This is a genomic window from Kineosporia sp. NBRC 101731 (assembly GCF_030269305.1).
Lineage (GTDB): Bacteria > Actinomycetota > Actinomycetes > Actinomycetales > Kineosporiaceae > Kineosporia.
Window position 1 is genome coordinate 75,387 of sequence record NZ_BSTC01000010.1, and the last position, 23,243, is coordinate 98,629.

The window sequence follows — 23,243 nt, forward strand, 5'->3', positions numbered from 1 at the left end:
ACGTTGTGGGCGCCGCCCACAACGTCCTCACTCTTTGTCCCGGAAAGTTTCTCAGCCGATCGAGCCGCCACCGTCGGCCCGGGGTACCACGAACTTCTCCAGCCGTCCGTCACCGGGCGCCAGGTCGGCCCACTCCCGCTCGACCGCCAGCACCGCGATACCCGCGGTCGGGAAGCCGGCCTTGACGTGCTGCACGGCGTCCGGGTCGGACCCGGCGCCGGCCAGGGACAGCGTGGCCTCCGACATGGTCGGCTCGTGCCCGACCAGCACCACGACGGATGCCTGGCCCCCGGCCTTACGCACGGTCTCGACCAGGTCGAACACCCCCGCCTCGTACAGGCCGTGCGGGTACTTCACCTCGGGGTGGGCCGGCTGCGCGAGTTCTCCCGAGAGGCCCTCGAGCACGGTGCGCCAGGTCTGCCGGGTGCGCCGGGCGGGGGAGCACAGCACCAGGTCGGGGACGGCGACGAGCGCCAGCTCCTGACCACCCACCACGGCGTCGAGCAGGCCGCGCGGTGCCAGCGGACGGTCCACGTCCTCCTGGCCGGGCGTCGCCTGCTCCGCCTTCGCGTGCCGGATCAGGATCAGCCTGCGGGTCGGTGCGGTGCTCATGATCGGTTCCCTCCGGTCGGTGCTTCGGCCTCACCCGGAACAGCCGGGGCAAGATCTTCGTCGGCGTCCTCGATCTCGGATCGCGGGATCCCGAGCAGGTACAGCACGGCGTCGAGGTAGGGCACGCTCACCGAGGTGTCGGCCTGCTCACGAACTACCGGCTTGGCGCAGAAGGCGATGCCCAGGCCGGCGGTGGCCAGCATGTCCAGGTCGTTCGCGCCGTCGCCGATCGCGACCGTGCGGGACAGCGACAGACCCTCGAGCTCGGCGAACCGGCGCAGCGAGGCAGCCTTGGCGGCGCGGTCGACCACCGCTCCCACCACCCGGCCGGTGAGGTGCCCGTCGGCGACCTCCAGCTGGTTGGCCGCCACGTGATGGATGCCGAGGTCGCGGGCCAGGGGCGCCACCACCTCGATGAACCCGCCCGACACCACACCCAGGGTGAAGCCCAGACGGCGCAGGGTGCGGGTGAGCGTGCGGGCGCCGCGGGTCAGGCGCACCGAGTGGTAGACGTCGTCCAGCACGCTCTCGGGCAGCCCGGCCAGGCAGGCGACGCGCTCGTGCAGGCTCTGCGCGAAGTCCAGCTCGCCGCGCATGGCCCGCTCGGTGACGTGGGCGACCTGCTTCTCCACCTCCGGGCCGGCGTGGCCCGCGAGCAGCTCGATCACCTCGTCCTGGATCAGCGTGGAGTCGACGTCCATCACCACCAGGCGTCGGCCGCGGCGGGCCAGCCCGGCCGGGCAGACGGCGAGGTCGGCCCCGTGAGCCATCGCCTCGGCGGTCAGTTCGCGGCGCAGCACCTCACCGTCACCACCGGACACGTCCATCTCGATGGTGGTGACCGGGAAGCGGGAGATGCGCCGGATGCGGTCGATGTTGGCCCCGTGCTCGGCGATCCGGCCCGCGACCCCGGCCACGGCCGAGGGCAGCAACGGCGCGCCGAGCATGGTCACGGCCAGCCGGTTGCGGCGTCGCTTGGAGTTGTCACCGGTGCCCGGCAACCCGGTCACCGTCAGCCCGAGCTCTCCGCCGACCACACGCACGGCGCCGATCGTGCCCGCCTCGTCGTCGCCGGCCGTCACCAGCACGGCGAGGGACAGATGACCCCGCACCACCACCTGCTCCACATCGAGAACCTCGACGCCGGAACGGGTCAGGGCCTGGAAGACGGCGGTCGTCACCCCCGGCCGGTCGGGGCCGGTGAGGGTGAACAGCACGGTGGGGGAGCCGTCGGAGGGCAGGGAGGTCGTCGGTGCCGGAGCATCCTGCTGCGTGGTCACGGCCATGAGGCTAGTCGAGCGTTGCCGGAACGAGACCATTCCCCGGCTGAGGGATTCATCCCAATAGCCCTCGGACGGCGCCGTGCTCACGCCTGTTCATGTCTGTTCACGCCTTTTCACGGTTGCCGGGGCCGGGCCCGCACGTGCATACGCTCACCCTGTGGGCCGAACAGTCCCAGTACCTCCGTCGGCGTGGGATCCGGATTTCCCATCCAGTGCGGGGTGCGGGTGTCGAACTCGGCCACCTCGCCCGCCTCCAGCACGAAGTCGTGCTCACCGAGCACCAGCCGGAGCCGGCCGCCGAGCACGTAGATCCAGTCGTAGCCCTCGTGGGTGCGCTGGTCGTCCGGCGCGGGCCCGGTGCCCGGGAAGTTCGGCGGGTAGATGATCTTGTAGGCCTGGAGTCCGCCGGGCCGGCGGCTCAGCGGCAGGTAGACCGCACCGTGCCGTTCGATGCGGCGGGGCCGGATCCGCGGGTCACCGGTTGCCGGGGCGTCGACCAGCTCGTCCAGCGCCACCTGGTGCGCCCGGGCCAGGGGCAGCAGAAGCTCCAGCGTGGGCCGCCTCTGGCCCGCCTCGAGCCTCGACAGTGTGCTCACGGAGATGCCGGTCTCCTCGGCGAGCTCGGCCAGCGTGGCCCCGCGCTCCTGCCTCAACTGCCGCAGCCGCGGGCCGACAGCATGGAGGACGTCCTCGAACCCCTCGTCCCCGCCCTCTGCGTCCGTGATCATGCCAACTCTCCCCGGTGGTCCTGAACTCGCTTCACCCGTCCATTTGCCGTTCCAGCAACAAAGTTTGTCAAGACCGGGAACCCGGAGGCACTCTCGGAAGCAGCTCGGACACAGCTCGGACGAGTATGCCGACGAGGAGGAACGATGAGGAACACCTACGACGTCGTGGTCATCGGTGGGGGAGCGGCCGGCCTGAGCGGCGCCGTCACCCTGGCCCGGTCACTGCGATCAGTACTGGTGGTGGACGCGGGCGACCCACGCAACGCCCCGGCCGAGGCGATGCACAACTACCTGGGCCGCGAGGGCACCTCGCCGCTCGACCTGGTGGCCGACGGGCGCAAGGAGCTCGAGGGCTACGGGGGAGAGGTGGTGTCCGGGGTCGTGACCGGTGCCCGGCCCACCGACGACGGGTTCGTCATCACCCTGGAGAGCGGCGAGAGCGTGCAGGCCCGCCGCCTCCTGCTGGCCACCGGTCTGCGGGACGAGCTGCCCGCGGTCGAGGGCCTGGCCGCACGCTGGGGCAAGGACGTCATCCACTGCCCCTACTGCCACGGATACGAGCACCGTGGGCAGGCGATCGGGGTGCTGGCCTCCACCCCGATGGTGATGCACCAGGCGCTGATGTTCCGGCAGCTCTCGGACGACGTGGTGGTGTTCACCCACACCGCGCCCGACCTCGGGGCCGATGCTCTCGAGCAGCTGGCCGCGCTCGGCGTGCGGGTGGTCGAGGGCGAGGTGGCCGCGGTCGAGATGAAGGACGAGGGGATCACCGGGGTGCGGCTGGTGTCGGGCGAGGTGGTGGCGCGGGAGGTCGTGGTGGTCGCGCCGCGCTTCAACGCCCGCGTCGCCGGGCTCGAGGGCCTCGGCCTGGAGATCACCGAGATGGTGGTGGAGGGCGCCGTGCTGGGGACCTCGGTGCAGGCCGATCCCACCGGGAAGACGAACGTGCCCGGGGTGTGGGCGGCCGGCAACGTCGCCTCGATGGCCGCACAGGTCGTCATCTCCGCCGGGGCCGGGCTGATGGCCGGCTCACAGATCAACTACGACCTGATCCTCGACGACACCCGCCGGGCCGTGGAGGCGGCGAGATGACCGACCACCACGTCTGGTTCGAGGCCCCGGCCTGGGAGGAACGCTACGGCGGCGCCGACCGGATCTTCAGCGGCAACGTCAACCCGCAGCTGGTCACCGAGGTCGAAGGGCTGGAGCCGGGCTCGGCCCTGGACGCCGGCTGCGGTGAGGGCGGCGACGTGTTCTGGCTGGCGGCGCGGGGCTGGCGGGTCACGGGGGCCGACTTCTCCCGGGTGGTGCTGGAGAAGAACGAGGCCTGGGCCGCAGAGCTGGGGGAGGACATCGCCACCCGCACCGAGTGGGTGCACGCCGACCTGCGCTCGTGGCAGCCGCCGCGGGGCCAGTACGACCTGGTGACGAGCCATTTCGTCCACCCGACCGAGCCCGAGCCGTTCCGCCGCCTGGCGTCGGCCGTGGCCCCCGGCGGCCAGCTGCTGATCGTGCTGCACAGCCCGCTCGACCTGGCCACGACGATGGGCCGGCCCGACCTGCCCGACGCCTTCTGGACGGCCGAGGAGATCGCCGACTGCCTGGACCTCACCGGCTGGGAGGTGATCACGTCGGCGGCCCGGCCGCGTCCGGCGAAGGATCCCGAGGGTCACGACATCACGATCCACGACACGGTGTTCCGGGCCCGCCGATCCTGACCCCCACGTCCCGGTCGTGATCATGCGAACTCTCCCCGGGGAAAGTTCGCATGATCACGGACCAGGAAGAGCGGTGGTGACCCGACGCGTCCTCAATCCTTCTTCGCGTCGCGGAAGGCCACCCACTCGCGCACCAGACCCATGTCGTAGTCGGGCCCGTTCAGCCCCACGGTGAAGAGGTTGGCGCCCGCGGCGATGAGTTCCTCACCGACCTCGTCGGGGGCCTTGTCCACGCCGATCGAGCGTTCCACGGCGGAGCTGGGCCGGCCCTCGGTGTCGCACCACTCGTCGAGGATCGCGCTCTTGCGCCTGAGCACCTCGACATCGCCGAAGGTGTGCCAGATGTCGGCGTGACGTGCGGTGTAGCGCAGCGTCTTCTTCTCGCCACCCCCGCCGATCAGGATCGGGATGTCGCGCGTGGGCGCCGGGTTCACCTTCTGCCAGCGGGCCTCGATCCGCGCCAGCGCCTGCTCCAGGTCGGCGAGGCGAGTGCCCGCGGTGCCGAAGTCGTAGCCGTACTCGTCGTAGTCGCGCTCGAACCAGCCCGCGCCGATCCCGAGGATCAGCCGGCCGCCGGAGATGTGGTCGACGGTGCGGGCCATATCGGCCAGCAGATCGGCGTTGCGGTAGCTGTTGCAGGTGACGAGCGCGCCGATCTCGATGCGCGACGTCGCCTCCGCCCAGGCACCGAGCATGGTCCAGCACTCGAAGTGCTTGCCGTCGGCCTCACCGTAGAGCGGGAAGAAGTGGTCCCAGTTGAAGGCGATGTCGACGCCGATCTCCTCGGCCTCCGCCACCGCCCGGCGGATGTCGGCGTAGTCCGCGTGCTGCGGCTGAATCTGTACCCCGATGCGAATGGTCACGCGTCGCACTCTAAGCGTGACCATTCGCGTTCGCACGGGTAATTACACGGTGACGCGCTGGCCCTTGCCGATCACCGTGATGCCGGACTCGGTGACCACGAAACCGCGCTCGCGGTCGGCCACCGGGTCCATGCCGATGCGGGCGCCCTCGGGCACCACCACGTTCTTGTCGAGGATCGCGCGGCGCACCACGGCGTGCCGGCCGATGTCGACGCCGTCCATCAGCACGCTCTCGCTGACCGTCGACCACGACCGCACGTTGACGTTGGGCGAGAGCACCGAGCTCTCCACGAACGCCCCCGAGACCACGGTGCCGGGGGAGACGATCGAGTTCACCGCGTGGCCGATGCGGCCCTGCCAGCCGTGCACGAACTTGGCCGGGGGCCACGGGCCCTGGTGGGTGTACAGCGGCCAGTCGTAGTTGTAGAGGTTGAACACCGGGTGCACGGAGACCAGGTCCATCTGGGCCTCGAAGTAGGCCTCGATGGTGCCGACGTCACGCCAGTAGTGACGGTCGCGGTCGGTGGAACCGCGCACGTCGTTGTCCTTGAAGTCGTACACCGCGGCCTCACCCCGGCCGACGAAGTAGGGCACGATGTCGCCGCCCATGTCGTGCCGTGAGCCCGGGTCGTCCGAGTCGCTGGTCACGGCCTCGATCAGGGCCTTGGCATCGAACACGTAGTTGCCCATCGAGGCGAGCACCTCGTTCGGCGAGTCCGGCAGCCCGACCGGGTTGGCCGGCTTCTCCAGGAACGCCTCGATGCGGCGCGGGTCCTCGTCGTAGGTCTTGATCACACCGAACTGGTCGGCCTCGGAGATCGGCGTGCGGATACCGGCGACCGTGCAGCCGGCCCCGGACTCGATGTGCTGCTGGACCATGGCCGCGAAGTCCATGCGGTACACGTGGTCGGCGCCGACCACCACGACGATGTCGGGCTTCTCGTCGTTCACCAGGTTGAGGCTCTGGAAGATCGCGTCGGCGCTGCCCAGGTACCAGCGCTTGCCCACCCGCTGCTGCGCCGGGACCGGCGCGATGTAGTTGCCCAGCTGCGTCGACATCCGCCAGGCCTGCGCGATGTGCCGGTCGAGGCTGTGGCTCTTGTACTGGGTGAGTACCACGATCCGCAGGTACCCGGAATTGACCAGATTGCTCAACGCGAAATCGACGAGACGGTAGACGCCTCCGAAGGGAACAGCGGGTTTGGCGCGGTCTAACGTCAGTGGCATCAACCGCTTGCCCTCCCCGCCGGCCAGAACGATCGCCAGAACCTTCGGATTCGCCATGTGCTGACTGTATGGCGTCGGCTCGTTGTCGCACTACGGTGGGCAGCATGCGCGTCGACGTTCTCTCCCGTGAATACCCGCCGGATGTCTATGGAGGGGCGGGTGTTCACGTGCAGAATCTCGTGGAGGTGCTCCGCCGCCAGATCGACGTGGAGGTTCGCACCTTCGGTGAACCGCGCGACGAACGGTCGGTGACCGCCTATCCGGAGCCGGCCACGCTGGCCGCGGCCAACCCGGCCCTGCGCACCTTCGGGGTTGATCTGGCCATCGCCGCGGACTGTGCCGGGGCCGACCTGGTCCACTCCCACACCTGGTACGCCAACCTCGCCGGGCACCTGGCCTCACTGCTGCACGGCGTGCCCCATGTGCTCACCGCGCACAGCCTGGAGCCGCTGCGGCCGTGGAAGGCCGAGCAGCTCGGTGGTGGGTACGCGCTGAGCTCGTGGGCCGAGAAGACCGCCTACGAGGCCGCGGCCGCGGTGATCGCGGTCAGCGCCGGCATGCGCGACGACATCCTGCGGTCCTACCCCTCGGTCGACCCGGACAAGGTCAGGGTCGTGCACAACGGCATCGACCTGTCGGGCTGGAAGCGGATCGAGGACGAGGCGACCGTGCGGTCGCTGGGCATCGACCCCGCCCGGCCGAGTGTGGTCTTCGTCGGCCGCATCACCCGGCAGAAGGGCCTGCCCTACCTGCTGCGCGCCGCGGCCCTGCTGCCGCCGGAGATCCAGCTGGTGCTCTGCGCCGGGGCCCCCGACACCCCGGAGATCATGGCCGAGGTCTCCTCGCTGGTGGAGGAGCTGGGCAAGACCCGCGACGGCGTGGTCTGGATCCAGCGCATGCTGCCCCGCGACGAGCTGTGCACCGTGCTCTCCGCCGCCACCGCATTCGTCTGCCCGTCGGTCTACGAGCCCCTGGGCATCGTGAACCTGGAGGCCATGGCCTGCGAGGCGGCCGTGGTCGGCACGGCCACGGGCGGTATCCCGGAGGTCGTGCAGGACGGCGTCACCGGTCTGCTGGTGCCGATCGAGCAGGTCGACGACGGCACCGGAACCCCCCTGGATCCGGAGAAGTTCGTGGCCGACCTGGCCGCGGCGCTGACCGAGGTCTGCGCCGACCCCGAGCGGGCCCGGGCCTGGGGACGCGCGGGCCGGCAGCGCGCCGAGAGCCACTTCTCCTGGGACGCCATCTCGGAGAGCACGATCGAGGTCTACCGCTCGGTGCTGTAGGGGGATGGAGGTCTCCCGGCGCTAGTGGGCCGGGAGGCGCCCCCAGCGGGTGAGGGCCGACGCGGTCAGGCCCCCTGCGGTCAGTACACCTAGTCGTCCTCGGGTTCCTTGATGCCGTTGATGGCCGCGACCATCGCCCGGCGGGACACCACGTCGAGGCGCCGTAGAGCCTGACTGCGCCGGTGGGCCTCGGCCTGGGTGACCGCCGCGCCGTCGTCCTCGCTCGCCAGCTCGACGATCGCGCGCACCCGGGCGGCCCGGGACAGCACCTGCACCACGCGTTTCGGGGTGGTCGGGGGAATCATGCCGCTCTCCAGACCGCCGTCGCGGATGGCGGCGACCCGGTCGGCCGCGTCGTCGCGCCAGCGGGCCACGTCGAGCCGGGCCAGTTCCTCGACCGCCTCGGCCAGGGCCGAGCGCAGTTCCCGGTCGGCGTCCGCGACGCTGCCGATGTCGGTGACCCGGCGGCGACCCACCGACTGGGCCCTCCACGCGACCATCGCGCCGGGCTCGTAGACTGAACCGAATTCGGTGATCTCGGCCACCAGCCCGATGGCCGGGCCGGCCGGATCGTTGACGCCGTCGCCCGCCAGCACCGCCTCGCCGGTCTCCACGGCCGCCTCGTTGAACGCCGGCGGGCCCGGCAGCCCGAGCAGGTCGCCGGGCGCGGGGAGGGCCACGTGCAGGGAGGGTGTGCCGTGCCGTTGCAGGCTGACGAGCAGGTCGAGCAGGCTGCCCGCGGGTGGCAGACCCAGCGTGGCCGCGACCTCGAAGTCGGCCGTGACCTGGTGCGGTTCGTCGTCACGGGTGACGGCGTTGACGGCCTGGGCCGGGTCCACGCCGTCCGCGAGCACGGCCGTGCCCCAGGCGGCGAGACGGGCGGACCGTGGCAGCAGGAGCATCCACCAAGCCTAAAGCTTCATCTGAGGGGGGACGGAAAGGTGATCATCGTCCTGATGGCCGGACCCGGCGGCGCACCGGGTCGCGAGTGCCATAGGGTCGTGCTCATGGCCGACGTGCTGGACCTGGACGGCGTCACGATCATGCGTGGCGGCAACGCTCTCCTGGACGACGTGAGCTGGGAGGTCAGCGAAGGCGAGCGGTGGGTGGTCCTGGGCCCGAACGGCGCCGGTAAGACCACCCTCCTCCAGGTCGCCGCGGCGCGCATGCATCCCACCAAGGGCAGCGCGACGATCCTCGGTGAGACGCTCGGCGGCACCGACGTGTTCGAGCTGCGCCCCCGCATCGGCCTGGCGAGTGCGGCTCTGGCGGAGCGTATTCCGGCCGAAGAGCTGGTGCGTGACGTGGTGCTGACCGCCGCCTACGCGATCTCCGGCCGCTGGCGCGAGCAGTACGACACCCTCGACCACGGCCGCGCGAAAGACCTGCTCGCGGCCTTCGGCGTGGGGCACCTGGCCGACCGCACCTTCGGCACCCTGAGCGAGGGCGAGCGCAAGCGGGTCCAGCTGGCCCGCTCCCTGATGACCGACCCGGAACTGGTGCTGCTCGACGAGCCGGCCGCGGGCCTGGACCTGGGCAGCCGCGAGACCCTCGTGCGTGACCTGGCCGAGCTGGCCGGGGACAAGAAGTCGCCGGTGCTGGTGCTGGTCACGCACCACGTGGAGGAGATCCCGCCGGGGTTCACCCACGTCCTCATGCTGCAGGCCGGGAAGACCGTCGTCGCCGGGCCGATCGACGAGACCCTCACCGACGAGAACCTGAGCACCACCTTCGACGTTCCTCTGAATGTCAGGCGTAACGCGCAACGCTGGTCGGCAGTGCTGCGTCAGGAGTAGTGGAGGGGCGCTGATGCGCCCTCCGTGAGACGGGAGGACGCACAGTGGACAATTGGGGAGACCACGCCTGGCTGATCTGGATCGGTGTGGCCGTGGTGTTCGGCCTGATCGAGATCACGTCACTCGACTTCTTCTTCCTCATGCTGGCCGGTGGTGCGCTCGCCGCCTCACTGTCCGACGCCCTGGGTGCCGGGGTCCCCCTCCAGGTGATCGTCTTCGCGATCGCCTCGGGTGCGTTGCTGTTCGCCGTGCGTCCACCGCTCAAGGCCTGGGCCGCGCGTGGCGAAAGCGTGATCACCGGCACGGCCGCCCTGGTGGGGCACGAGGCGCGGGTTCTCGAGCCGGTGACGGAGACCAGCGGTCTGGTGAAGCTGTCCGGTGAGACCTGGACTGCCCGGGTCGACCCGGGCCGGCCGTCGCTGGAGATCGACAGTCCCGTGTACGTGGTCAGGATCGACGGTGCCGCCGCCGTGGTGGCGCCCTTGCACGAACTCCCCGAAGGAAGGCTGTAGTCATGGAACCAGGTGATGTCGTGCTCCTCGTCGTCCTCGCACTGGTGGTGCTGATGGTGCTGACGACCATCGCGAAAGCGGTCCGGATCGTCCCGCAGGCCACCTCCGTGCTCGTCGAACGGCTGGGCCGCTACTCGCGCACCCTGGAACCGGGTCTGCACTTCCTGGTCCCGTTCGTCGACCGGCCGCGGGCCGTGGTCGACATGCGTGAGCAGGTCGTCTCGTTCCCGCCGCAGCCGGTGATCACCTCGGACAACCTGGTGGTCAACATCGACACGGTGATCTACTTCCAGCCGACCGACCCCAAGGCTGCCGTCTACGAGATCTACAACTACATCCAGGGCATCGAGCAGCTCACCGTCACCACGCTGCGGAACGTGATCGGTTCGCTCGACCTGGAGCAGACCCTGACCAGCCGCGACCAGATCAACGGTCAGCTGCGTGGGGTGCTCGACGACGCCACGGGCCGCTGGGGCATCCGGGTCAACCGGGTCGAGCTCAAGGCCATCGACCCGCCGGCCTCGGTGCAGGACTCGATGGAGAAGCAGATGCGGGCCGAGCGCGACCGGCGCGCGGCGATCCTGAACGCCGAGGGCGTCAAGCAGTCGCAGATCCTCACGGCCGAGGGTGACAAGCAGTCGTCCATCCTGCGGGCCGAGGGTCAGGCTCAGGCCGCGGTGCTCAAGGCCCAGGGTGAGTCGCGGGCCATCCTCCAGGTGTTCGACGCCATCCACCGCGGTGACGCCGACCCGAAGCTGCTGGCCTACCAGTACCTGCAGATGCTGCCGCAGATCGCGAACGGCACCGCCAGCAAGATGTGGATCGTGCCGACCGAGCTCACCCAGGCGCTCAGCAGCATCAGCGGCGCCCTCGGCGGCAACGACGCGACGATCTCGGCCCCCTCGGCCGCCCGGTACTCCTCGCCGGACAACGAAGTGGGCACGAACCCGTTCAGCGACACCACGCTGGAAGACCCGAACGAGGCCCTGGAGCGGGCCCGGCAGGAGGCCGCCTCCGCGTCCGCCGAGGCCGACGCCGACTCCCGCAGGGCGTCGGGCAGCACCAGCCCTGCCGGGTACACGCAGCCCATCCCGAAGAACGACGACTACGGCACCCCGCCGGTGCAGTAGGCGTCACTGGCTCACCTACTGACCCACCTCGGCCGCGCGGGCGATGATTGCCTGCTCGGCCGAGAGCACCAGGTCGACGTACCAGTCGGCCCGGTTGTACGCGAACAGCGCGGTCCGGTCCCGGGCCGCGCTGTCTCCCGTTCCCCGCCCGATCCCACTGGCACACAGGTAGTTCGCCGCCGAGAAGATCGCGTCCTGCGGGTCCTGGATGTCCGTCACCCCGTTCAGGTCACCGTCCACGCCGTAGGCCGCGAACGTCGCCGGCATGAACTGCATGGGCCCCTGTGCCCCCGCCGACGAGGGCCCCACGTTGCGCCCGTGCCCACTCTCCACCTGACCCACCGCCGCCAGCAGCGTCCACCGCAGGCTGGCACAGGTACCCGCCGCATCCTGGTACGCGATCTGGTACTCAGCCGGGATACCCAGCGCGGTGACGACACCCGTGGCCCGGCGCCGCTGTTCCCGGGCCTGGCGCTGTGCCTGCGCGATGCGCTCGCGGGCCGCCTGCACCGCGCGGGCCTGCTGGGCCCTGCGGTCCAGGCGCGCCAGCGTCGTGCGCGCCTTCGCCAGCGCGATCCGGGCCCGGTCGGCGTCCTGCCGTAGTTCGCCCATCGCCGCCGACTGCTCGACCGCCGCCGCATCGGCCTGCGCCACCTTCTGCCCGGCCCGCCGTGCCACCGCCTGGGTGTCCCGCAGGATCTGCTGGTCGGAGTCGAGCACGCTCTTCAGCAGCCGGTCGTTGGTGCCGTACCGCCAGAGCGCGTCGCTGGGGGAGTCCGCCAGCAACAGCGTTGCCATCAGCCCCACCGTGCCGCCGGCGGCGTACACGGCCCGCACGTCCCGAGCCCGCCGCGCCGCGGCCCGGTGCTCCAGCCGCTTCAGCCGCTCGGCGTCGGCACTCGCCGCATCCGCCACCGAGAACGCCCGTGACACCCGCGAAAGCTGTCGCGCCATCGCCATCTCGGCGTCCTCGTACTGATCCACCAGCCGATCCACCCGGCCCTGGGCCCGCGCCGCCCGCCGCTGCGCCTGTGTCACGGAGGAGGCCTGGGCCGTGCCGGCGGCCGGTACGAGCACCCCGGCGGCGATCACGAAGGCCAGCAGCCAACGGCTGGTCACAGGCAGCGAGGCTCGAGGCACACCTCCAGGGATCGGCGCGGACCGGGCCGGCCTTGACGACATCGGGGTGGGGCCGGGGACGGAAGGTTTGGGGCGGGTGTTCTTCTCCCGGGCCTTGGGCTGCTGGTTGCTCTGTGTAGCGGAGGGGTGGCTAGGGTGGTGGCCATGACGGGATGGCGCTGGTTGTTCGCGGATCAGCTGGGGCCGCATTTCCTGGACGACGACGAGCAGCCGGTGCTGCTGATCGAGTCGCGGAGGGTGTTCGAGCGTCGGCGGTTCCATCGGCGAAAAGCTCATCTGGTGCTGTCGGCCCTGCGGCACCGGGCGGCCGAGCTGGGGGAACGGGCCCAGGTGCGGCGGGTCGATACCTACCGGGAAGGCCTGCCGAGGTCGCTGAAGGGTCTCAGCGTCTGCGCGCCCACCACCTACGCCGCCCGTCGGCTGGTGCAGAGCCTGAAGGGCGTCGAGGTGCTGCCCTCGCGCGGCTACGCGATCGACGAGGAGGCGTTCGGGAAGTGGGCGCAGCGCCGGCAGGGGCGCAAGCTGGTGATGGAAGACTTCTACCGGGATGTCCGCACGTACCACCGCCTGCTCCTGGAGGGCGACGGGGAACCGGTCGGCGGCCGGTGGAACTACGACCAGGACAACCGCGAACCCCCTCCCCGGACCGCGACGCTCGGGGAGGCCACCGGCGTCCAAAAGCCTTGGTGGCCGCAGGAGGACGAGATCGACGAGGAGGTCCGGGCCGACCTCGACCGCTGGGCCGCCGACGGGGTGGAGTTCATCGGCGACGACGGGCCGCGCCGGTTCGCCGTCACCCGGGACGAGGCGCTGCAGGCGCTGGAGTCGTTCGTGACCACGCGGCTGGAGGACTTCGGCCCGTACGAGGACGCCATCCTGGAGGACGACCGCTGGATGGCGCACTCCCTGCTCTCCGTGCCCCTGAATCTCGGCCTGCTGCATCCGGTCGAAGTGGCCAGAAGGGCGGAACAAGCCTGGAAGGACGGGGACGCGGGGCTCGCCAGTACCGAGGGTTTCGTGCGGCAGGTGGTGGGCTGGCGGGACTACGTCTGGCACGTCTACTGGCATTTCGGCGACGACTACCGGCGGCGCAACCAGCTCGGGGCCCGGCAGGAGCTGCCCCGGTGGTTCGCCGAGCTCGACCCCGACGGCGAGGTGCAGGCCAAGTGCCTGTCCAGCGCGCTGGCGTCGGTGCGCCAAGACGGCTGGGCGCACCACATCCCGCGGTTGATGGTGCTCGGGAACTGGGCGCTGCAGCGGGGTTACGACCCGGTCGAGGTGACCGACTGGTTCCACCGGAACTTCGTCGACGGCTACGACTGGGTGATGGTGCCGAACGTGGTCGGGATGGCCCTGCACGCCGACGGCGGCGCCATGATGACCAAGCCCTATGCGGCCGGTGGCGCCTACATCCACCGGATGAGCAACCACTGCGGCGGGTGCCGGTACGACCCGAAGAAGCGGGTGGGCGACGACGCGTGCCCGTTCACCGCCGGGTACTGGGCCTTCCTGGACCGCAACCGCGACGAGTTCGCGGGCAACCACCGGATGAGCCGTTCGTACGCCGGCATGGGCCGGCTGAAAGACCTCGAGGCGCTGCTGGAGCAGGAGCGGCACCGGGGGACTCAGGCGCCCTAATAAGCTGCGCACCGTGACACTGATCCACCTCGACGATCCGAACGACGAACGCCTCGCCGACTACGTGAGCCTGACCGACGTCGTCCTGCGCACCCGCCTCGAACCGGCCGGTGGCCTGTACATGGCCGAGAGCGAGAAGGTGATCCGCAGGGCCCTGCGGGCCGGCCACCGGCCGCGCTCGATGGTGCTGGCCGAGAACTGGCGTTCCTCGCTCGACGACCTGGTCGCGGACATGCTGGCGGCCGACGTGCCGGTGTTCACCGGCCCGATCGACCTGATCGAGAAGATCACCGGATTCCACGTGCACCGGGGTGCGATCGCCGCGATGCACCGGCCGGCACTGCCGCCCGTCGCGCAGGTCATCGAGAACGCTCGCCGCATCGTCGTTCTGGAGAACATCACCGACCACACCAACGTGGGCGCGATCTTCCGGTCGGTGGCCGGGCTGGGTGCCGACGCGGTGCTCGTCACCCCGCGCTGCGCCGACCCGTTCTACCGCCGTTCGGTGCGGGTCTCGATGGGCACGGTGTTCCAGGTGCCGTGGACCCGGATCGACCCCTGGCCCGAGGGGATCGACCTGCTGCAGATGGCTGGGTTCACGGTGGCCGCCCTGGCTCTGCGCCCGGACGCGGTGAGTCTGGACGACTTCGTCGCGAGCGCCCCGCCGAAGGCGGCGCTGGTGCTGGGCGCCGAGGGGGACGGGCTGAGCCCGGTCACGATCGAGCACGCCGACCGCACCGTCACCATCCCGATGGCCGGGGGAGTGGACTCCCTGAACGTCGCGGCCGCGGCGGCCGTCGCGATGTGGTCGCTGCGGGTCTAGGGCACACCCGGGGGACAGGGGCGTGCATGGTCACGGCAGGGAGGGGGCTGCCCGCGACCATGCACGACCCGGCTCTGGGCGGTGGTGACCGGTTCAGAGCAGCCGGGGCCACTGCGTGTCGTCGTTCTTGCGGTAGCTGTCCAGGTCGATGTAGCGGCCACCCACCGGTTTACCCACCAGGGGCTGGGTCTCGTCCCAGTCCTCGTGCGTCGCGCCCTGCCGGGGGATCAGCCCGGGCTGGGTGTTCCAGACCCGCAGCCACTCGCAGACCTCCGGAGACGGCGGGGTGAAGCCCGGCCGGGCGCGACCGAACAGCCAGCCCGAGGCCAGGCGCACGCCACTGCCGCGCAGCACGCTGGCCTCGTCGAGGCTCTCGACGTCCTCGGCCAGCACGGCCGCACCGAGGTCCTCGGCCAGGTCGACCACGTTCTCCACCAGGCGACGGCGCACCGCGTGCTCGTGTACGTCACGCACCAGCTCGGCGGGGATCTGGATCAGGTCGGGCACCAGGTGCTCCAGCGCCAGCAGATCACCCAGCCCGGCCGCCCCGACGCCGGCCGCCAGGAGCAGCCCCCGGGCGCGCAGGCCGGAGAGTACGTCGATCGCGGGATGCCCGGGGGTGATGTGCGGCGTGATGAGACTCAGCACCAGGTCGCTGATCTGGCCCGCGAGGTCGAGCACGTCGAGCACGTCGCGGTGGGTCAGGGCGTCGGCGTCCATCTCCACGGCGAGGAACTTCTCCGCGGGCAGAGCCGTGCGTTCGCGCACGGCGGCCTGCAGGGCGAGGGCCCCGAGCTGGCCGGAGAGACCGGCCTGCGCGGCGGCCTCGAAGTACGGTGCGGCCGAGCGGGCGGCCCAGTCGCCGACCCGCACGGTGGCCTGATATCCCAGGCAGGTGCCGTCGGCCAGCGCCACGACCGGCCGGTGGATGCTGCGGATCGTGGCCGGGCGCGCCAGCGTCTGCGCTATCGGTTCGGCGATCTCGGGCTCGCGCGGCGCGATGACGGCAAGGTCCGACGATCCCAGGCGGATGGGCGGTTCCTCGTGGGGGCGCCCCGGAACGACAGTCGTCACGTCCGACACGCTAGGACCAGGGCGCACCACAGTCCATCACTGCGTGTCTATGTTCGATAACGCTCTGTCAATACGCCGGGATCTGTCCCCCTCGCCGGTTCTGAGCGGGTGGACGATCGGGTCCAGTCCGCACAGATCGGTACCAGCCAGCGCGGCGGCATCCAAAACGGTCGAACGACGGACGATGACGCGCCCGGGGCGCTCAGGCCACCCGCGAGGAGGGCCGGTCTTCGTGCCGGACGGCCCCCTCCTGCTGACGCGAGGTGCACTCCTGCTCGATCTCGGCGGAGCTCTCGCGCAGCCCGGCGACGATCGCGTCGGTGATCTCGCCGAGCTGGAGCATCTGCTCGCGGCTGAGCCGGTCGAACAGGTGGCTGCGCACGCTGCTGACGTGTGAGGGTGCAGCGTTGGTGAGGGCCTCGAAGCCGTCGTCGGTGAGCACCGCGAACGCGCCCCGGCGGTCGGTCGGGCAGCTCTCGCGCTCCACCCAGCCATTGGCCACGAGCCGCGCCACCGCGTGGGAGAGGCGGCTGCGGGAGGAGTCGCTGACCTCGGCCAGGTCACTCATGCGCAGCCGTCGGTCGGGTGACTCGGACAGTCGCACCAGGATCTCGTAGTACGACTGGGGAATGCCGCTGTCACGCTGCAGCTCGCGATCGAGCTGGGCGCTGAGAAGCCTGGTCGCAGCCAGGTACGAGCGCCAGGTGTGGTGCTCGTCCTGATCCAGCCACCGGGGTTCCGTCATGCGTGCATCGTACCTTTCGGTGTCCCGCTCCGCGCGGGAAGGTTGAGCGCTCACCCAAATGGGCGGCCTGAACGGGCACGGCCCACCGGCCGTGGACCAGCTATGACCGGTATGACCCGTAGATCCGAGCTCCGGCCGGGGCAGTTCCTGAACCGGTCCGCCCTGACCTCGCCCGCCGGGCGGTTCGTGCTGCGCAACGCCCGGTACGGCGGCGCTACCGAGCTGACCGACGAGGCCACCGGCACGACGCTGTGGACGGTTCCGGGGGACAACGTCTACGGCCAGAGCACCCTGGTGTTCGGTCTGGACGGCGACCTGATGGTGTGGAACCACCACCGCGAACGAGGCTGGAGTGCTGGGACGGCCGGGCGTGGCGCGGTGCTGCTGCGGTTGACCGACGCCGGGGACGTGGTGCTGCTCGATGCCGGTGGGGGCACGGTCTGGAGCAGTGGCACCGCGGTGTCCTTCGATCCCTTCCCGCCGTACGAGGCCGACGGGCGACAGGCCGATGACGAGGGCCCGGCTCCCGATCGGCAGCACAGGCTCGCGGCCCTTTTCGATTCCCTCGCCCCGGAGCACGGCTACACCGTCGCGGTGGTGCGGGATGTGAGCCCGGACCAGGCGCTGGGTCGCTGGGGTCTGGTGGGGGAGGAACGGGCCACGACCACCTGGCAGGAACTCCAGGCCCGGCGCGGCGACCGGATCCCGGTCGCGGCCGTTGCCCTGGGCCCGCACACCCTGCTGATGGCCGGGGCGCCCTGGCTGCCGGGTGACCCGCTCTCCACCGGGACCACCGCTGTCCAGGAGTCCCGTCGGCCGGGCTGCGGCTGGTCGGAGGAATGGTCGATGCACGTCGACGGCGCGACCGTGAGCCACCTGCGCGAGGGACAGCCCAAGCGCCGCATCGGGATGACCCGGCCCGAGCTGCTGCGCGCCGCCGCCGGGGCTGACGTGGAGCCTCACCTGTTGGGCAATGTCGACTGGCTGGCCTCGTGCGCCGGCCTGGAGTTCGTCTGCCTGGTGGCCGGCGTCATGCCCACGGCCGACGACGTGAACGGCCCGGTGCTCGGCGGTCTGGTGCCTGTCTCCCTGGCGGAACCGCCCGAGCCGGAGGCCGTCGTCGCACCGCCGGGGCGCCCGGCGATCCCCGCTCAGGAGTTCGTGCTGGTCCGCACCGACTACTCCGACGACGGGGCCTGGGCCGCCCTGCTCGACGCGGCGCGCCGGGGCGACCTGTTCGGGGACGGCGAGATGGAGCCCGTGGACGACCCGGGCTGGGACGGCGCCACGCCGGACGAGGTGCTGGCCGCCGTGCCGAACCGGGACGAGATCGCGACCGTCTTCATCGTCGACCACGAGGCCCTGACCGGCGAGGACTACCCGGTGCTCGTGGTGAACCCCGATCTGCCGGAGGCGAGCGAGAACTACGAGCCGGTCGAGGGGGTCAGCCGCACCCTGCGGGCGACCGCCGACGAGCTCTTCTCGATCTTCGCCAACCTCAGCATCGCCAACGCCGACTGGGAGGACTACCTCCCCGATCCGGACGCCGCCGACCAGGTGTTCCGCGGGTACTGAACAGGCCGCCGACAGGAGTCGACGATCCAGCACCAGCGGGGGAGGACGAGGTGGCCGTCGCCGCCGTGACCCGGGCCGGCCACCCCGTCGACCCGCGCCCAGCCGCCTCCTCAATGCATGAAAGTCAGTGGAACAGCGACGATACCGACTCGCCGTTGTGGATACGACGGATCGCCTCCGCGAGAGCGGGGGCGATCGACAGCACCGTGAGCTTGGGCACCTGCTTGTCCTTGCCGATCGGCACGGTGTTGGTGCAGACCACCTCGAGCACGTCGTCCTGGGCCTGGAGTTTGTCGAGCGCGCCGGAGGAGAACAGGCCGTGCGTGCAGGCCACCCGGATCTGGCCCACATCACGCTCGCGCAGACGGTCGAGCAACTCGAGAATGGTGCTGCCCTTGGCGATCTCGTCATCCAGGACGATCACGTCACGGCCCCGGACATCGCCGATGATGTCGGTGATGACGACCTTGTCGTCGGAGAATCGCTGCTTGGCGCCCGCCGCGACCGGCACCCCCAGGATCCGCGCGAAGGCCGTGGCCGCCTTGGCGTTACCGAGGTCGGGGGACACGACGACGGTGTTGGACAGATCGTTCGGCTGGAAGTGCGCCGCGAGCTCCCGCAGGGCGTGCAGGTGGTCGACCGGCACGCTGAAGAAACCGTGCACCTGGGGCGAGTGCAGCGTCATCGTCAGGACCCGGCCCGCCCCCGCGGTGCTGAGCAGATCGGCGACCAGCCGGCCACCGATCGAGATACGCGGGGCGTCCTTCTTGTCCGAGCGCGCGTACGCGTAATGCGGCATCACCACGGTGGTGCGCGCGGCTGAGGCCCCCCGGGCGGCGTCGAGCAGCAGGAGCAGCTCGACCAGATTGTCCTGCACCGGCGGAACCAGCGGCTGGATCAGGTACACGTCACGCTCGCGGCAGTTGGCCTGCAACTGGACCTCGAGGCAGTCGTTCGCGAAGCGTGAGGTGCGCGAGGGAAGGAGCGGCACGGAGAGGTACTGGCAGATTTCCTCCGCCAGCTCGACGTGGGCGCTGCCGGAGAAGATGGCGATGTCTCTCACATGCAGTGATCCTAACCGAGCAGCTGCTTCACCACTTTCCCCATGGCATTGCGCGGCAGTTCGGGCAGGAACACCACCTCCCGCGGCCGCTTGTGCACCGACAGCCGGGTCGCGACGTGATCGATCACCTGCTGCTCGTCGATCCCCTCACCGACCACGAAGGCCCGCACCCGCTCGCCCAGGTCGTCGTCCGGGATGCCCACCACCGCGACCTCGCGCACGCCCGCCAGGGCGAGCAGGACGTCCTCGATCTCGCCGGCACCGATGCGGTAACCGCCACTCTTGATCAGATCGGTGGACGCCCGACCGACGATGCGGTGCCAGCCGTCGGGGTGGATGGTGGCGACGTCACCCGTGCGGAACCAGCCGTCGGGCGTGAAGGCGGACGCGTTCGCGTCCGGGCGGCCCAGATAACCGCCGAACACGGTGGGCCCGTGGACCTGGAGCTCACCGACGGCCTCGCCGTCGTGGGGCAGCCGGATGCCGTCGTCGTCCACCAGACGCGTGCCCACGCCCGACAGCGGGACGCCGACCAGACCCGGCCGGCGCTCGCCGTCGGCCCGGCTGCTCACCGTGATCAGCGTCTCGGTCATGCCGTAACGCTCCACCGGACGGTGCCCGGTGAGCTCCTCGACGCGGCCGAACACCGGGGCCGGCAGGGGAGCGCTGCCCGAGACCAGGAGCCGGGCCCGGCGCAGGGCGGCGGCCGACGGCGCGTCGGCGGCGACCCGCGACCACACCGTGGGCACGCCGAAGAACAGCGAACCCCGCTGCTCCCGGGCAGCCCGGGCGTACTCGGCGGGTTTCGGCCGCACCGTGTGCACCAGTCGTGACCCGTGACGCAGAGGGCCCAGGACACCGAGGACCAGGCCGTGGACATGAAAGATCGGCAGGCCGTGGACGAGGGTGTCGTCCGGCGTCCAGTCCCAGGCCCGGGCCAGGGAGTCCAGGCAGGCGGCGATCGCGGCGTGGGTCACCGGTACGCCCTTGGGGGCTCCGGTGGTGCCACTCGTGTAAAGAATCAGCGCGGTGCTGTCCGGCGTGGGGTCGGGGTGACTGCCGGTGCCCCTCGCCCCCGGATCGATCGTCTGCGGATCGAGGACGAGGTCGGCGCCGCAGTCGCGCAGGATGTGTGCGCGCTCGGTGTCGCCGCTGTCCGGGGGCACGGGCACCACCGGCACGCCCGCCAGCAGGCAGCCGACGATGCCGGTGACCGTGCGGGCGTCTGCGGTGGCCTCGATCGCCACGGCCTTCGCCCCCGCCACCCGGTCGGCGACCGCGGTGGCGGCCGCCAGCAGTTGCTCACGGCCCAGGCCCACCTCGCCGACGCGGACGGCGTCGCCCTGGTCGGGGTGAGGCTCGGTCAGCGAGGTGAGCAGCGGCATCCGGTCAGTTCATCAGCTTCAGGCGACGACGGCCAGGGCGTCGATCTCCACCAGCATGTCGGGGTGGGGGAGGCCGACCATCACGGTGGTGCGTGAGGGCAGCACACCGCTCTCGCAGCGGGCGGTGAGGTATTCGGCGTAGGCCTCGTTCATCGCGCCGAAGTGGTCGCGGGTGGTGAGGTAGACACGCAGCATGATCACGTCGTCGAACGTGGCTCCACCGGCGCTGAGCACGGCCTCGACGTTCTCCAGCACCCGCAGGGTCTGGGCCTTCACGTCGCCCTGGTGCACGAACTCACCGGTCACGGGGTCGGTCGGGCCCTGACCCGAGACCTGCACGGTGTTACCCGCCCGCACGCCGGCGGAGAAGGGCAGGCCGGGGGCCGGGGCGTCCGGCGGGGTCAGGGCGGAGCGTTGGGTCATCTGGGGGGAATCCTTCGACGGCAGTTGGCGAGGGGTGTGAACGCGAGGAGCGGGGCGCCAGCATGACAGGCGCCCCGCTCCGTTCGTCTACAGCCTACCTGTAATATTTCGGGATTGCCTGGTGCACTTGCGGTTACAGAGCGCCCCCGGCCACGGCCGGGGCGGACGGGTCGGCCGGCTCGGCTCCGGTCTCCCGGGCCACGAAGTCCTCGATCTTGAAGTAGTCGGTGCCCGCCCGCTCGCAGATGGCCAGCAGGGTCTGCATCGAGGCCACCTCCTCGACCTGCTCCTTGAGGAACCAGAGCATGAACTGCTCACCCAGGAAGTCGCCGCCGTCCCGGGCTGCCTTGAACAGCGCCTCGATCTGGCGGGTGACGGTTTCTTCCTGGGCCAGGGCCAGGGCCACCAGTTCCGTCGGCTCGCCGAAGTCGTTGCGGATGTCGCCGAAGCCGGGGATGCGCGGCGGGATGTCCCGGTCCAGGAGGTACTTGACCATCATCATCGCGTGGTTGCGCTCCTCGACGGCCTGCCGGTAGTAGAACCCGGCCAGCTGCGGAAGATCGCGTGCGTCGAACCACACCGCCAGGGCGACGTACTGCTGCTGGGCGGTGAACTCGTGGTTGATCTGCTCCTGGAGCAGGGTGACGAACGGTGATTCCTTGTCCGACATGGCTCTTCCGCCTTCGGTCCGTAGGTGAGCGGGAAGTTTTTCACCCTAGACCGGTCATCGGGCGCAAGGGCGCCGGCGACTCCCCTCGGCCAGGAGATGTCGCAGCTCGGCGGCCGCTTCCGTGCCGGAGTCGACCCGGCGGCGGAACGCCAGGCGGACGTCCGTGTGGTCGCGGAGCTTCTCGATCCGCAGCACGATGCCGTAGCGGTCGAGGGCGATCGGCATCACCCTCATCACCCCGAGCATCGCCTCGGGCTCGCAGAGCCGGGACAGCGTGACGACCGCGTCCGGATGGTGGGCCACGAGGTGCTGGAGCTGATCGGCGGCCCCGAGGTGGAGGGGGTCCGGCTCGCTGCGCCGGTAGTCCTCCACGGTGACCCAGTCGTGGCGGCCGGCTTCCTCGAGCATGACCTCGGCCACGTCGATCCGCAGGCTGACGGACCCGGCCGAGGCGGCCCGGCCGACGTCCGGCTGCCGGGCGGGGTGGGCGAGCGACATCCAGCCACCCAGGCAGACGCGTGACCGGACCCGGTCGCGCACACTGACCGCGCAGAGTTCGGTAAGCTCTACGGTGACTGGAATATCTTCTTCGGAAGTTCCTCGGGCTGCCTGAGCAGCCCGAGCTAACGTGCTGCTTGTCTCTAGCGTTAGGATCACGTCGCCCATCGGGTCGTCGTGATGACATCCGAGAAGGTCAACGCGACCGCCGTCCCACCGGACCGACACCGAGGCGGCCGCGGCCAGAACAGTTCGAGCTCTTTCCGCCTGTGACGGGCGGGTGGGGGTGTGCGTGCGAGTGTCCACTTGCGCCTCCAGCAACATAGGTAAGCCTTACCTAAACTACCGTGGAGATCAGTCAGTGAATAACCCCCGTCCCAAGGCGAAGTTGTCTCGCGCCCTCGGCATCCCGCTCACCCCGAAGTGCGTGAAGTACTTCGAGCAGCGTCCCTACCCGCCGGGCGACCACGGTCGTGCGCGCAAGTCCACCTCGGACTACAAGGTGCGTCTGCTCGAGAAGCAGCGTCTGCGCTTCCAGTACAACATCAGCGAGACGCAGATGGCCCGGGCCTTCGAGAAGGCTCACCGTGGCGCGACGAAGACCGGCGAGGCGCTGGTCGTCTCGCTCGAGACCCGTCTCGACGCCCTGGTGCTGCGCAGCGGCTTCGCCCGCACGATCTACCAGGCCCGCCAGAACGTGGTCCACCGCCACATCACCGTCAACGGCATCCTCGTCGACAAGCCGTCGTACCAGGTCAAGCCGGAAGACGTGATCGCGGTCGCGCCGCGCAGCCGGAACAAGACCCCGTTCCAGGTTGCCGCCGCCGGTGCTCACCAGCTGGCCACCACCCCGCCCTACCTCGAGGTGCTGCTCCCGCAGCTCCACGCCCGGCTGGTTCGCCTGCCGGTTCGCGAAGAGGTTCCGGTGACCTGCAACGAGCAGCTCGTCGTCGAGTACTACTCGCGCTGACCCGCTCCTGGCTCGGCACCACCCAGCAACACCTCGCACCACTCTGGCTGTTCACCTCCACGGGTGACGTACGCGGTGCAGGGC

Annotated in this window: 24 protein-coding genes; 10 read left to right on the forward strand and 14 right to left on the reverse strand. The window is 70.6% G+C overall.

Annotated features, from left to right (window positions below; all coding sequences use genetic code 11):
• Nucleotides 1-51: 51 nt before the first annotated feature.
• The 3 genes from QSK05_RS24740 to QSK05_RS24750 form a co-directional block, all read right to left on the reverse strand.
• On the reverse strand, nt 52-612 hold the full coding sequence (locus QSK05_RS24740) for a SixA phosphatase family protein (protein WP_285599705.1): 561 nt from the start codon (nt 610-612) through the stop codon (nt 52-54).
• On the reverse strand, nt 609-1,898 hold the full coding sequence (gene serB, locus QSK05_RS24745; protein ID WP_502879822.1) for a phosphoserine phosphatase SerB: 1,290 nt from the start codon (nt 1,896-1,898) through the stop codon (nt 609-611). The genes QSK05_RS24740 and serB overlap by 4 nt, the downstream gene beginning before the upstream one ends.
• Before the next feature lie 110 nt (nt 1,899-2,008).
• Nucleotides 2,009-2,623 (reverse strand): helix-turn-helix domain-containing protein, encoded by a 615-nt coding sequence (locus tag QSK05_RS24750; protein WP_285599707.1) that lies wholly within the window; start codon nt 2,621-2,623, stop codon nt 2,009-2,011.
• Nucleotides 2,624-2,767: 144 nt separating this feature from the next.
• On the opposite strand from QSK05_RS24750, the gene QSK05_RS24755 reads away from it, so the two are divergent.
• Both QSK05_RS24755 and QSK05_RS24760 read left to right on the forward strand, forming a co-directional pair.
• The gene (locus QSK05_RS24755; protein ID WP_285599708.1) at nt 2,768-3,715 is read left to right on the forward strand and encodes an NAD(P)/FAD-dependent oxidoreductase; all 948 of its coding nucleotides are present in this window, start codon (nt 2,768-2,770) and stop codon (nt 3,713-3,715) included.
• Nucleotides 3,712-4,341 carry a class I SAM-dependent methyltransferase gene (locus QSK05_RS24760; protein WP_285599709.1) on the forward strand — a complete coding sequence of 210 codons (630 nt, stop codon included), beginning with the start codon at nt 3,712-3,714 and terminating at the stop codon, nt 4,339-4,341. The genes QSK05_RS24755 and QSK05_RS24760 overlap by 4 nt, the downstream gene beginning before the upstream one ends.
• Before the next feature lie 92 nt (nt 4,342-4,433).
• On the opposite strand, the gene QSK05_RS24765 is transcribed toward QSK05_RS24760, so the two are convergent.
• Both QSK05_RS24765 and glgC read right to left on the reverse strand, forming a co-directional pair.
• Nucleotides 4,434-5,204 carry an LLM class F420-dependent oxidoreductase gene (locus tag QSK05_RS24765; RefSeq protein ID WP_285599710.1) on the reverse strand — a complete coding sequence of 257 codons (771 nt, stop codon included), beginning with the start codon at nt 5,202-5,204 and terminating at the stop codon, nt 4,434-4,436.
• A 42-nt stretch (nt 5,205-5,246) separates the two neighbouring features.
• Nucleotides 5,247-6,488: a glucose-1-phosphate adenylyltransferase gene (gene glgC / locus QSK05_RS24770; protein ID WP_285599711.1), complete on the reverse strand. Its 1,242-nt coding sequence runs from the start codon at nt 6,486-6,488 to the stop codon at nt 5,247-5,249.
• A gap of 47 nt (nt 6,489-6,535) precedes the next feature.
• On the opposite strand from glgC, the gene glgA reads away from it, so the two are divergent.
• Nucleotides 6,536-7,717 (forward strand): glycogen synthase, encoded by a 1,182-nt coding sequence (gene glgA, locus QSK05_RS24775; RefSeq protein WP_285599712.1) that lies wholly within the window; start codon nt 6,536-6,538, stop codon nt 7,715-7,717.
• 89 nt (nt 7,718-7,806) lie between these two features.
• Here glgA and QSK05_RS24780 read toward each other — a convergent pair whose 3' ends face one another.
• Nucleotides 7,807-8,619: an Rv1486c family protein gene (locus QSK05_RS24780; RefSeq protein WP_285599713.1), complete on the reverse strand. Its 813-nt coding sequence runs from the start codon at nt 8,617-8,619 to the stop codon at nt 7,807-7,809.
• A gap of 105 nt (nt 8,620-8,724) precedes the next feature.
• Here QSK05_RS24780 and QSK05_RS24785 point away from each other — a divergent pair, with 105 nt between their 5' ends.
• The 3 genes from QSK05_RS24785 to QSK05_RS24795 are packed head-to-tail and all read left to right on the forward strand — an operon-like array spanning nt 8,725 to nt 11,155.
• Entirely contained in the window at nt 8,725-9,513 is a 789-nt protein-coding gene (locus tag QSK05_RS24785) for an ABC transporter ATP-binding protein (protein ID WP_285599714.1), read from the forward strand.
• Nucleotides 9,514-9,557: 44 nt separating this feature from the next.
• Complete coding sequence (locus QSK05_RS24790; protein ID WP_285599715.1) at nt 9,558-10,025, forward strand: NfeD family protein; 468 nt, start codon at nt 9,558-9,560, stop codon at nt 10,023-10,025.
• A gap of 2 nt (nt 10,026-10,027) precedes the next feature.
• Nucleotides 10,028-11,155, forward strand: coding sequence for an SPFH domain-containing protein (locus QSK05_RS24795; protein WP_285599716.1), 1,128 nt, complete (start codon nt 10,028-10,030; stop codon nt 11,153-11,155).
• Nucleotides 11,156-11,170: 15 nt separating this feature from the next.
• Here QSK05_RS24795 and QSK05_RS24800 read toward each other — a convergent pair whose 3' ends face one another.
• Nucleotides 11,171-12,274 carry a lytic transglycosylase domain-containing protein gene (locus QSK05_RS24800; protein WP_285599717.1) on the reverse strand — a complete coding sequence of 368 codons (1,104 nt, stop codon included), beginning with the start codon at nt 12,272-12,274 and terminating at the stop codon, nt 11,171-11,173.
• 165 nt (nt 12,275-12,439) lie between these two features.
• Between QSK05_RS24800 and QSK05_RS24805 the strand changes: the two genes are divergently transcribed.
• Both QSK05_RS24805 and QSK05_RS24810 read left to right on the forward strand, forming a co-directional pair.
• Complete coding sequence (locus QSK05_RS24805) at nt 12,440-13,933, forward strand: cryptochrome/photolyase family protein (RefSeq protein WP_285599718.1); 1,494 nt, start codon at nt 12,440-12,442, stop codon at nt 13,931-13,933.
• Nucleotides 13,934-13,946: 13 nt separating this feature from the next.
• Nucleotides 13,947-14,756, forward strand: a complete 810-nt coding sequence (locus QSK05_RS24810; RefSeq protein ID WP_285599719.1) for a TrmH family RNA methyltransferase — start codon at nt 13,947-13,949, stop codon at nt 14,754-14,756.
• Between the two features lie 93 nt (nt 14,757-14,849).
• Here the strand turns inward: QSK05_RS24810 and QSK05_RS24815 are convergent, their stop codons facing one another.
• Nucleotides 14,850-15,830: an EAL domain-containing protein gene (locus tag QSK05_RS24815; RefSeq protein WP_285599720.1), complete on the reverse strand. Its 981-nt coding sequence runs from the start codon at nt 15,828-15,830 to the stop codon at nt 14,850-14,852.
• A gap of 202 nt (nt 15,831-16,032) precedes the next feature.
• The gene (locus QSK05_RS24820) at nt 16,033-16,575 is read right to left on the reverse strand and encodes a MarR family winged helix-turn-helix transcriptional regulator (protein WP_285599721.1); all 543 of its coding nucleotides are present in this window, start codon (nt 16,573-16,575) and stop codon (nt 16,033-16,035) included.
• A gap of 102 nt (nt 16,576-16,677) precedes the next feature.
• Here QSK05_RS24820 and QSK05_RS24825 point away from each other — a divergent pair, with 102 nt between their 5' ends.
• Nucleotides 16,678-18,150 (forward strand): DUF6924 domain-containing protein, encoded by a 1,473-nt coding sequence (locus tag QSK05_RS24825; RefSeq protein ID WP_285599722.1) that lies wholly within the window; start codon nt 16,678-16,680, stop codon nt 18,148-18,150.
• Nucleotides 18,151-18,274: 124 nt separating this feature from the next.
• Here the strand turns inward: QSK05_RS24825 and QSK05_RS24830 are convergent, their stop codons facing one another.
• From QSK05_RS24830 to QSK05_RS24850, 5 genes are all read right to left on the reverse strand, one after another.
• The gene (locus tag QSK05_RS24830; protein ID WP_285599723.1) at nt 18,275-19,213 is read right to left on the reverse strand and encodes a ribose-phosphate diphosphokinase; all 939 of its coding nucleotides are present in this window, start codon (nt 19,211-19,213) and stop codon (nt 18,275-18,277) included.
• An 11-nt stretch (nt 19,214-19,224) separates the two neighbouring features.
• The gene (locus tag QSK05_RS24835) at nt 19,225-20,598 is read right to left on the reverse strand and encodes an acyl-CoA synthetase (RefSeq protein WP_285599724.1); all 1,374 of its coding nucleotides are present in this window, start codon (nt 20,596-20,598) and stop codon (nt 19,225-19,227) included.
• An 18-nt stretch (nt 20,599-20,616) separates the two neighbouring features.
• Nucleotides 20,617-21,021, reverse strand: a complete 405-nt coding sequence (locus tag QSK05_RS24840) for a RidA family protein (RefSeq protein ID WP_285599725.1) — start codon at nt 21,019-21,021, stop codon at nt 20,617-20,619.
• Between the two features lie 133 nt (nt 21,022-21,154).
• The gene (locus tag QSK05_RS24845; protein ID WP_285599726.1) at nt 21,155-21,691 is read right to left on the reverse strand and encodes a ferritin; all 537 of its coding nucleotides are present in this window, start codon (nt 21,689-21,691) and stop codon (nt 21,155-21,157) included.
• 54 nt (nt 21,692-21,745) lie between these two features.
• On the reverse strand, nt 21,746-22,189 hold the full coding sequence (locus QSK05_RS24850) for a DUF2470 domain-containing protein (protein ID WP_285599727.1): 444 nt from the start codon (nt 22,187-22,189) through the stop codon (nt 21,746-21,748).
• A 361-nt stretch (nt 22,190-22,550) separates the two neighbouring features.
• Here QSK05_RS24850 and rpsD point away from each other — a divergent pair, with 361 nt between their 5' ends.
• Nucleotides 22,551-23,159 carry a 30S ribosomal protein S4 gene (gene rpsD / locus QSK05_RS24855; protein WP_285599728.1) on the forward strand — a complete coding sequence of 203 codons (609 nt, stop codon included), beginning with the start codon at nt 22,551-22,553 and terminating at the stop codon, nt 23,157-23,159.
• Nucleotides 23,160-23,243 lie beyond the last annotated feature (84 nt).

Excerpts from the sequence above, each read along its gene's own strand:
- QSK05_RS24740 (WP_285599705.1), bottom strand. The coding sequence starts at position 612 with ATGAGCACCGCACCGACCCGCAGGCTGATCCTGATCCGGCACGCGAAG.
- serB (WP_502879822.1), bottom strand. The coding sequence starts at position 1,898 with ATGGCCGTGACCACGCAGCAGGATGCTCCGGCACCGACGACCTCCCTG.
- QSK05_RS24750 (WP_285599707.1), bottom strand. The coding sequence starts at position 2,623 with ATGATCACGGACGCAGAGGGCGGGGACGAGGGGTTCGAGGACGTCCTC.
- QSK05_RS24755 (WP_285599708.1), top strand. The coding sequence starts at position 2,768 with ATGAGGAACACCTACGACGTCGTGGTCATCGGTGGGGGAGCGGCCGGC.
- QSK05_RS24760 (WP_285599709.1), top strand. The coding sequence starts at position 3,712 with ATGACCGACCACCACGTCTGGTTCGAGGCCCCGGCCTGGGAGGAACGC.
- glgC (WP_285599711.1), bottom strand. The coding sequence starts at position 6,488 with ATGGCGAATCCGAAGGTTCTGGCGATCGTTCTGGCCGGCGGGGAGGGC.
- glgA (WP_285599712.1), top strand. The coding sequence starts at position 6,536 with ATGCGCGTCGACGTTCTCTCCCGTGAATACCCGCCGGATGTCTATGGA.
- QSK05_RS24780 (WP_285599713.1), bottom strand. The coding sequence starts at position 8,619 with ATGCTCCTGCTGCCACGGTCCGCCCGTCTCGCCGCCTGGGGCACGGCC.
- QSK05_RS24785 (WP_285599714.1), top strand. The coding sequence starts at position 8,725 with ATGGCCGACGTGCTGGACCTGGACGGCGTCACGATCATGCGTGGCGGC.
- QSK05_RS24795 (WP_285599716.1), top strand. The coding sequence starts at position 10,028 with ATGGAACCAGGTGATGTCGTGCTCCTCGTCGTCCTCGCACTGGTGGTG.
- QSK05_RS24805 (WP_285599718.1), top strand. The coding sequence starts at position 12,440 with ATGACGGGATGGCGCTGGTTGTTCGCGGATCAGCTGGGGCCGCATTTC.
- QSK05_RS24820 (WP_285599721.1), bottom strand. The coding sequence starts at position 16,575 with ATGACGGAACCCCGGTGGCTGGATCAGGACGAGCACCACACCTGGCGC.
- QSK05_RS24825 (WP_285599722.1), top strand. The coding sequence starts at position 16,678 with ATGACCGGTATGACCCGTAGATCCGAGCTCCGGCCGGGGCAGTTCCTG.
- QSK05_RS24835 (WP_285599724.1), bottom strand. The coding sequence starts at position 20,598 with ATGCCGCTGCTCACCTCGCTGACCGAGCCTCACCCCGACCAGGGCGAC.
- QSK05_RS24840 (WP_285599725.1), bottom strand. The coding sequence starts at position 21,021 with ATGACCCAACGCTCCGCCCTGACCCCGCCGGACGCCCCGGCCCCCGGC.
- QSK05_RS24845 (WP_285599726.1), bottom strand. The coding sequence starts at position 21,691 with ATGTCGGACAAGGAATCACCGTTCGTCACCCTGCTCCAGGAGCAGATC.
- QSK05_RS24850 (WP_285599727.1), bottom strand. The coding sequence starts at position 22,189 with ATGTCGCTCGCCCACCCCGCCCGGCAGCCGGACGTCGGCCGGGCCGCC.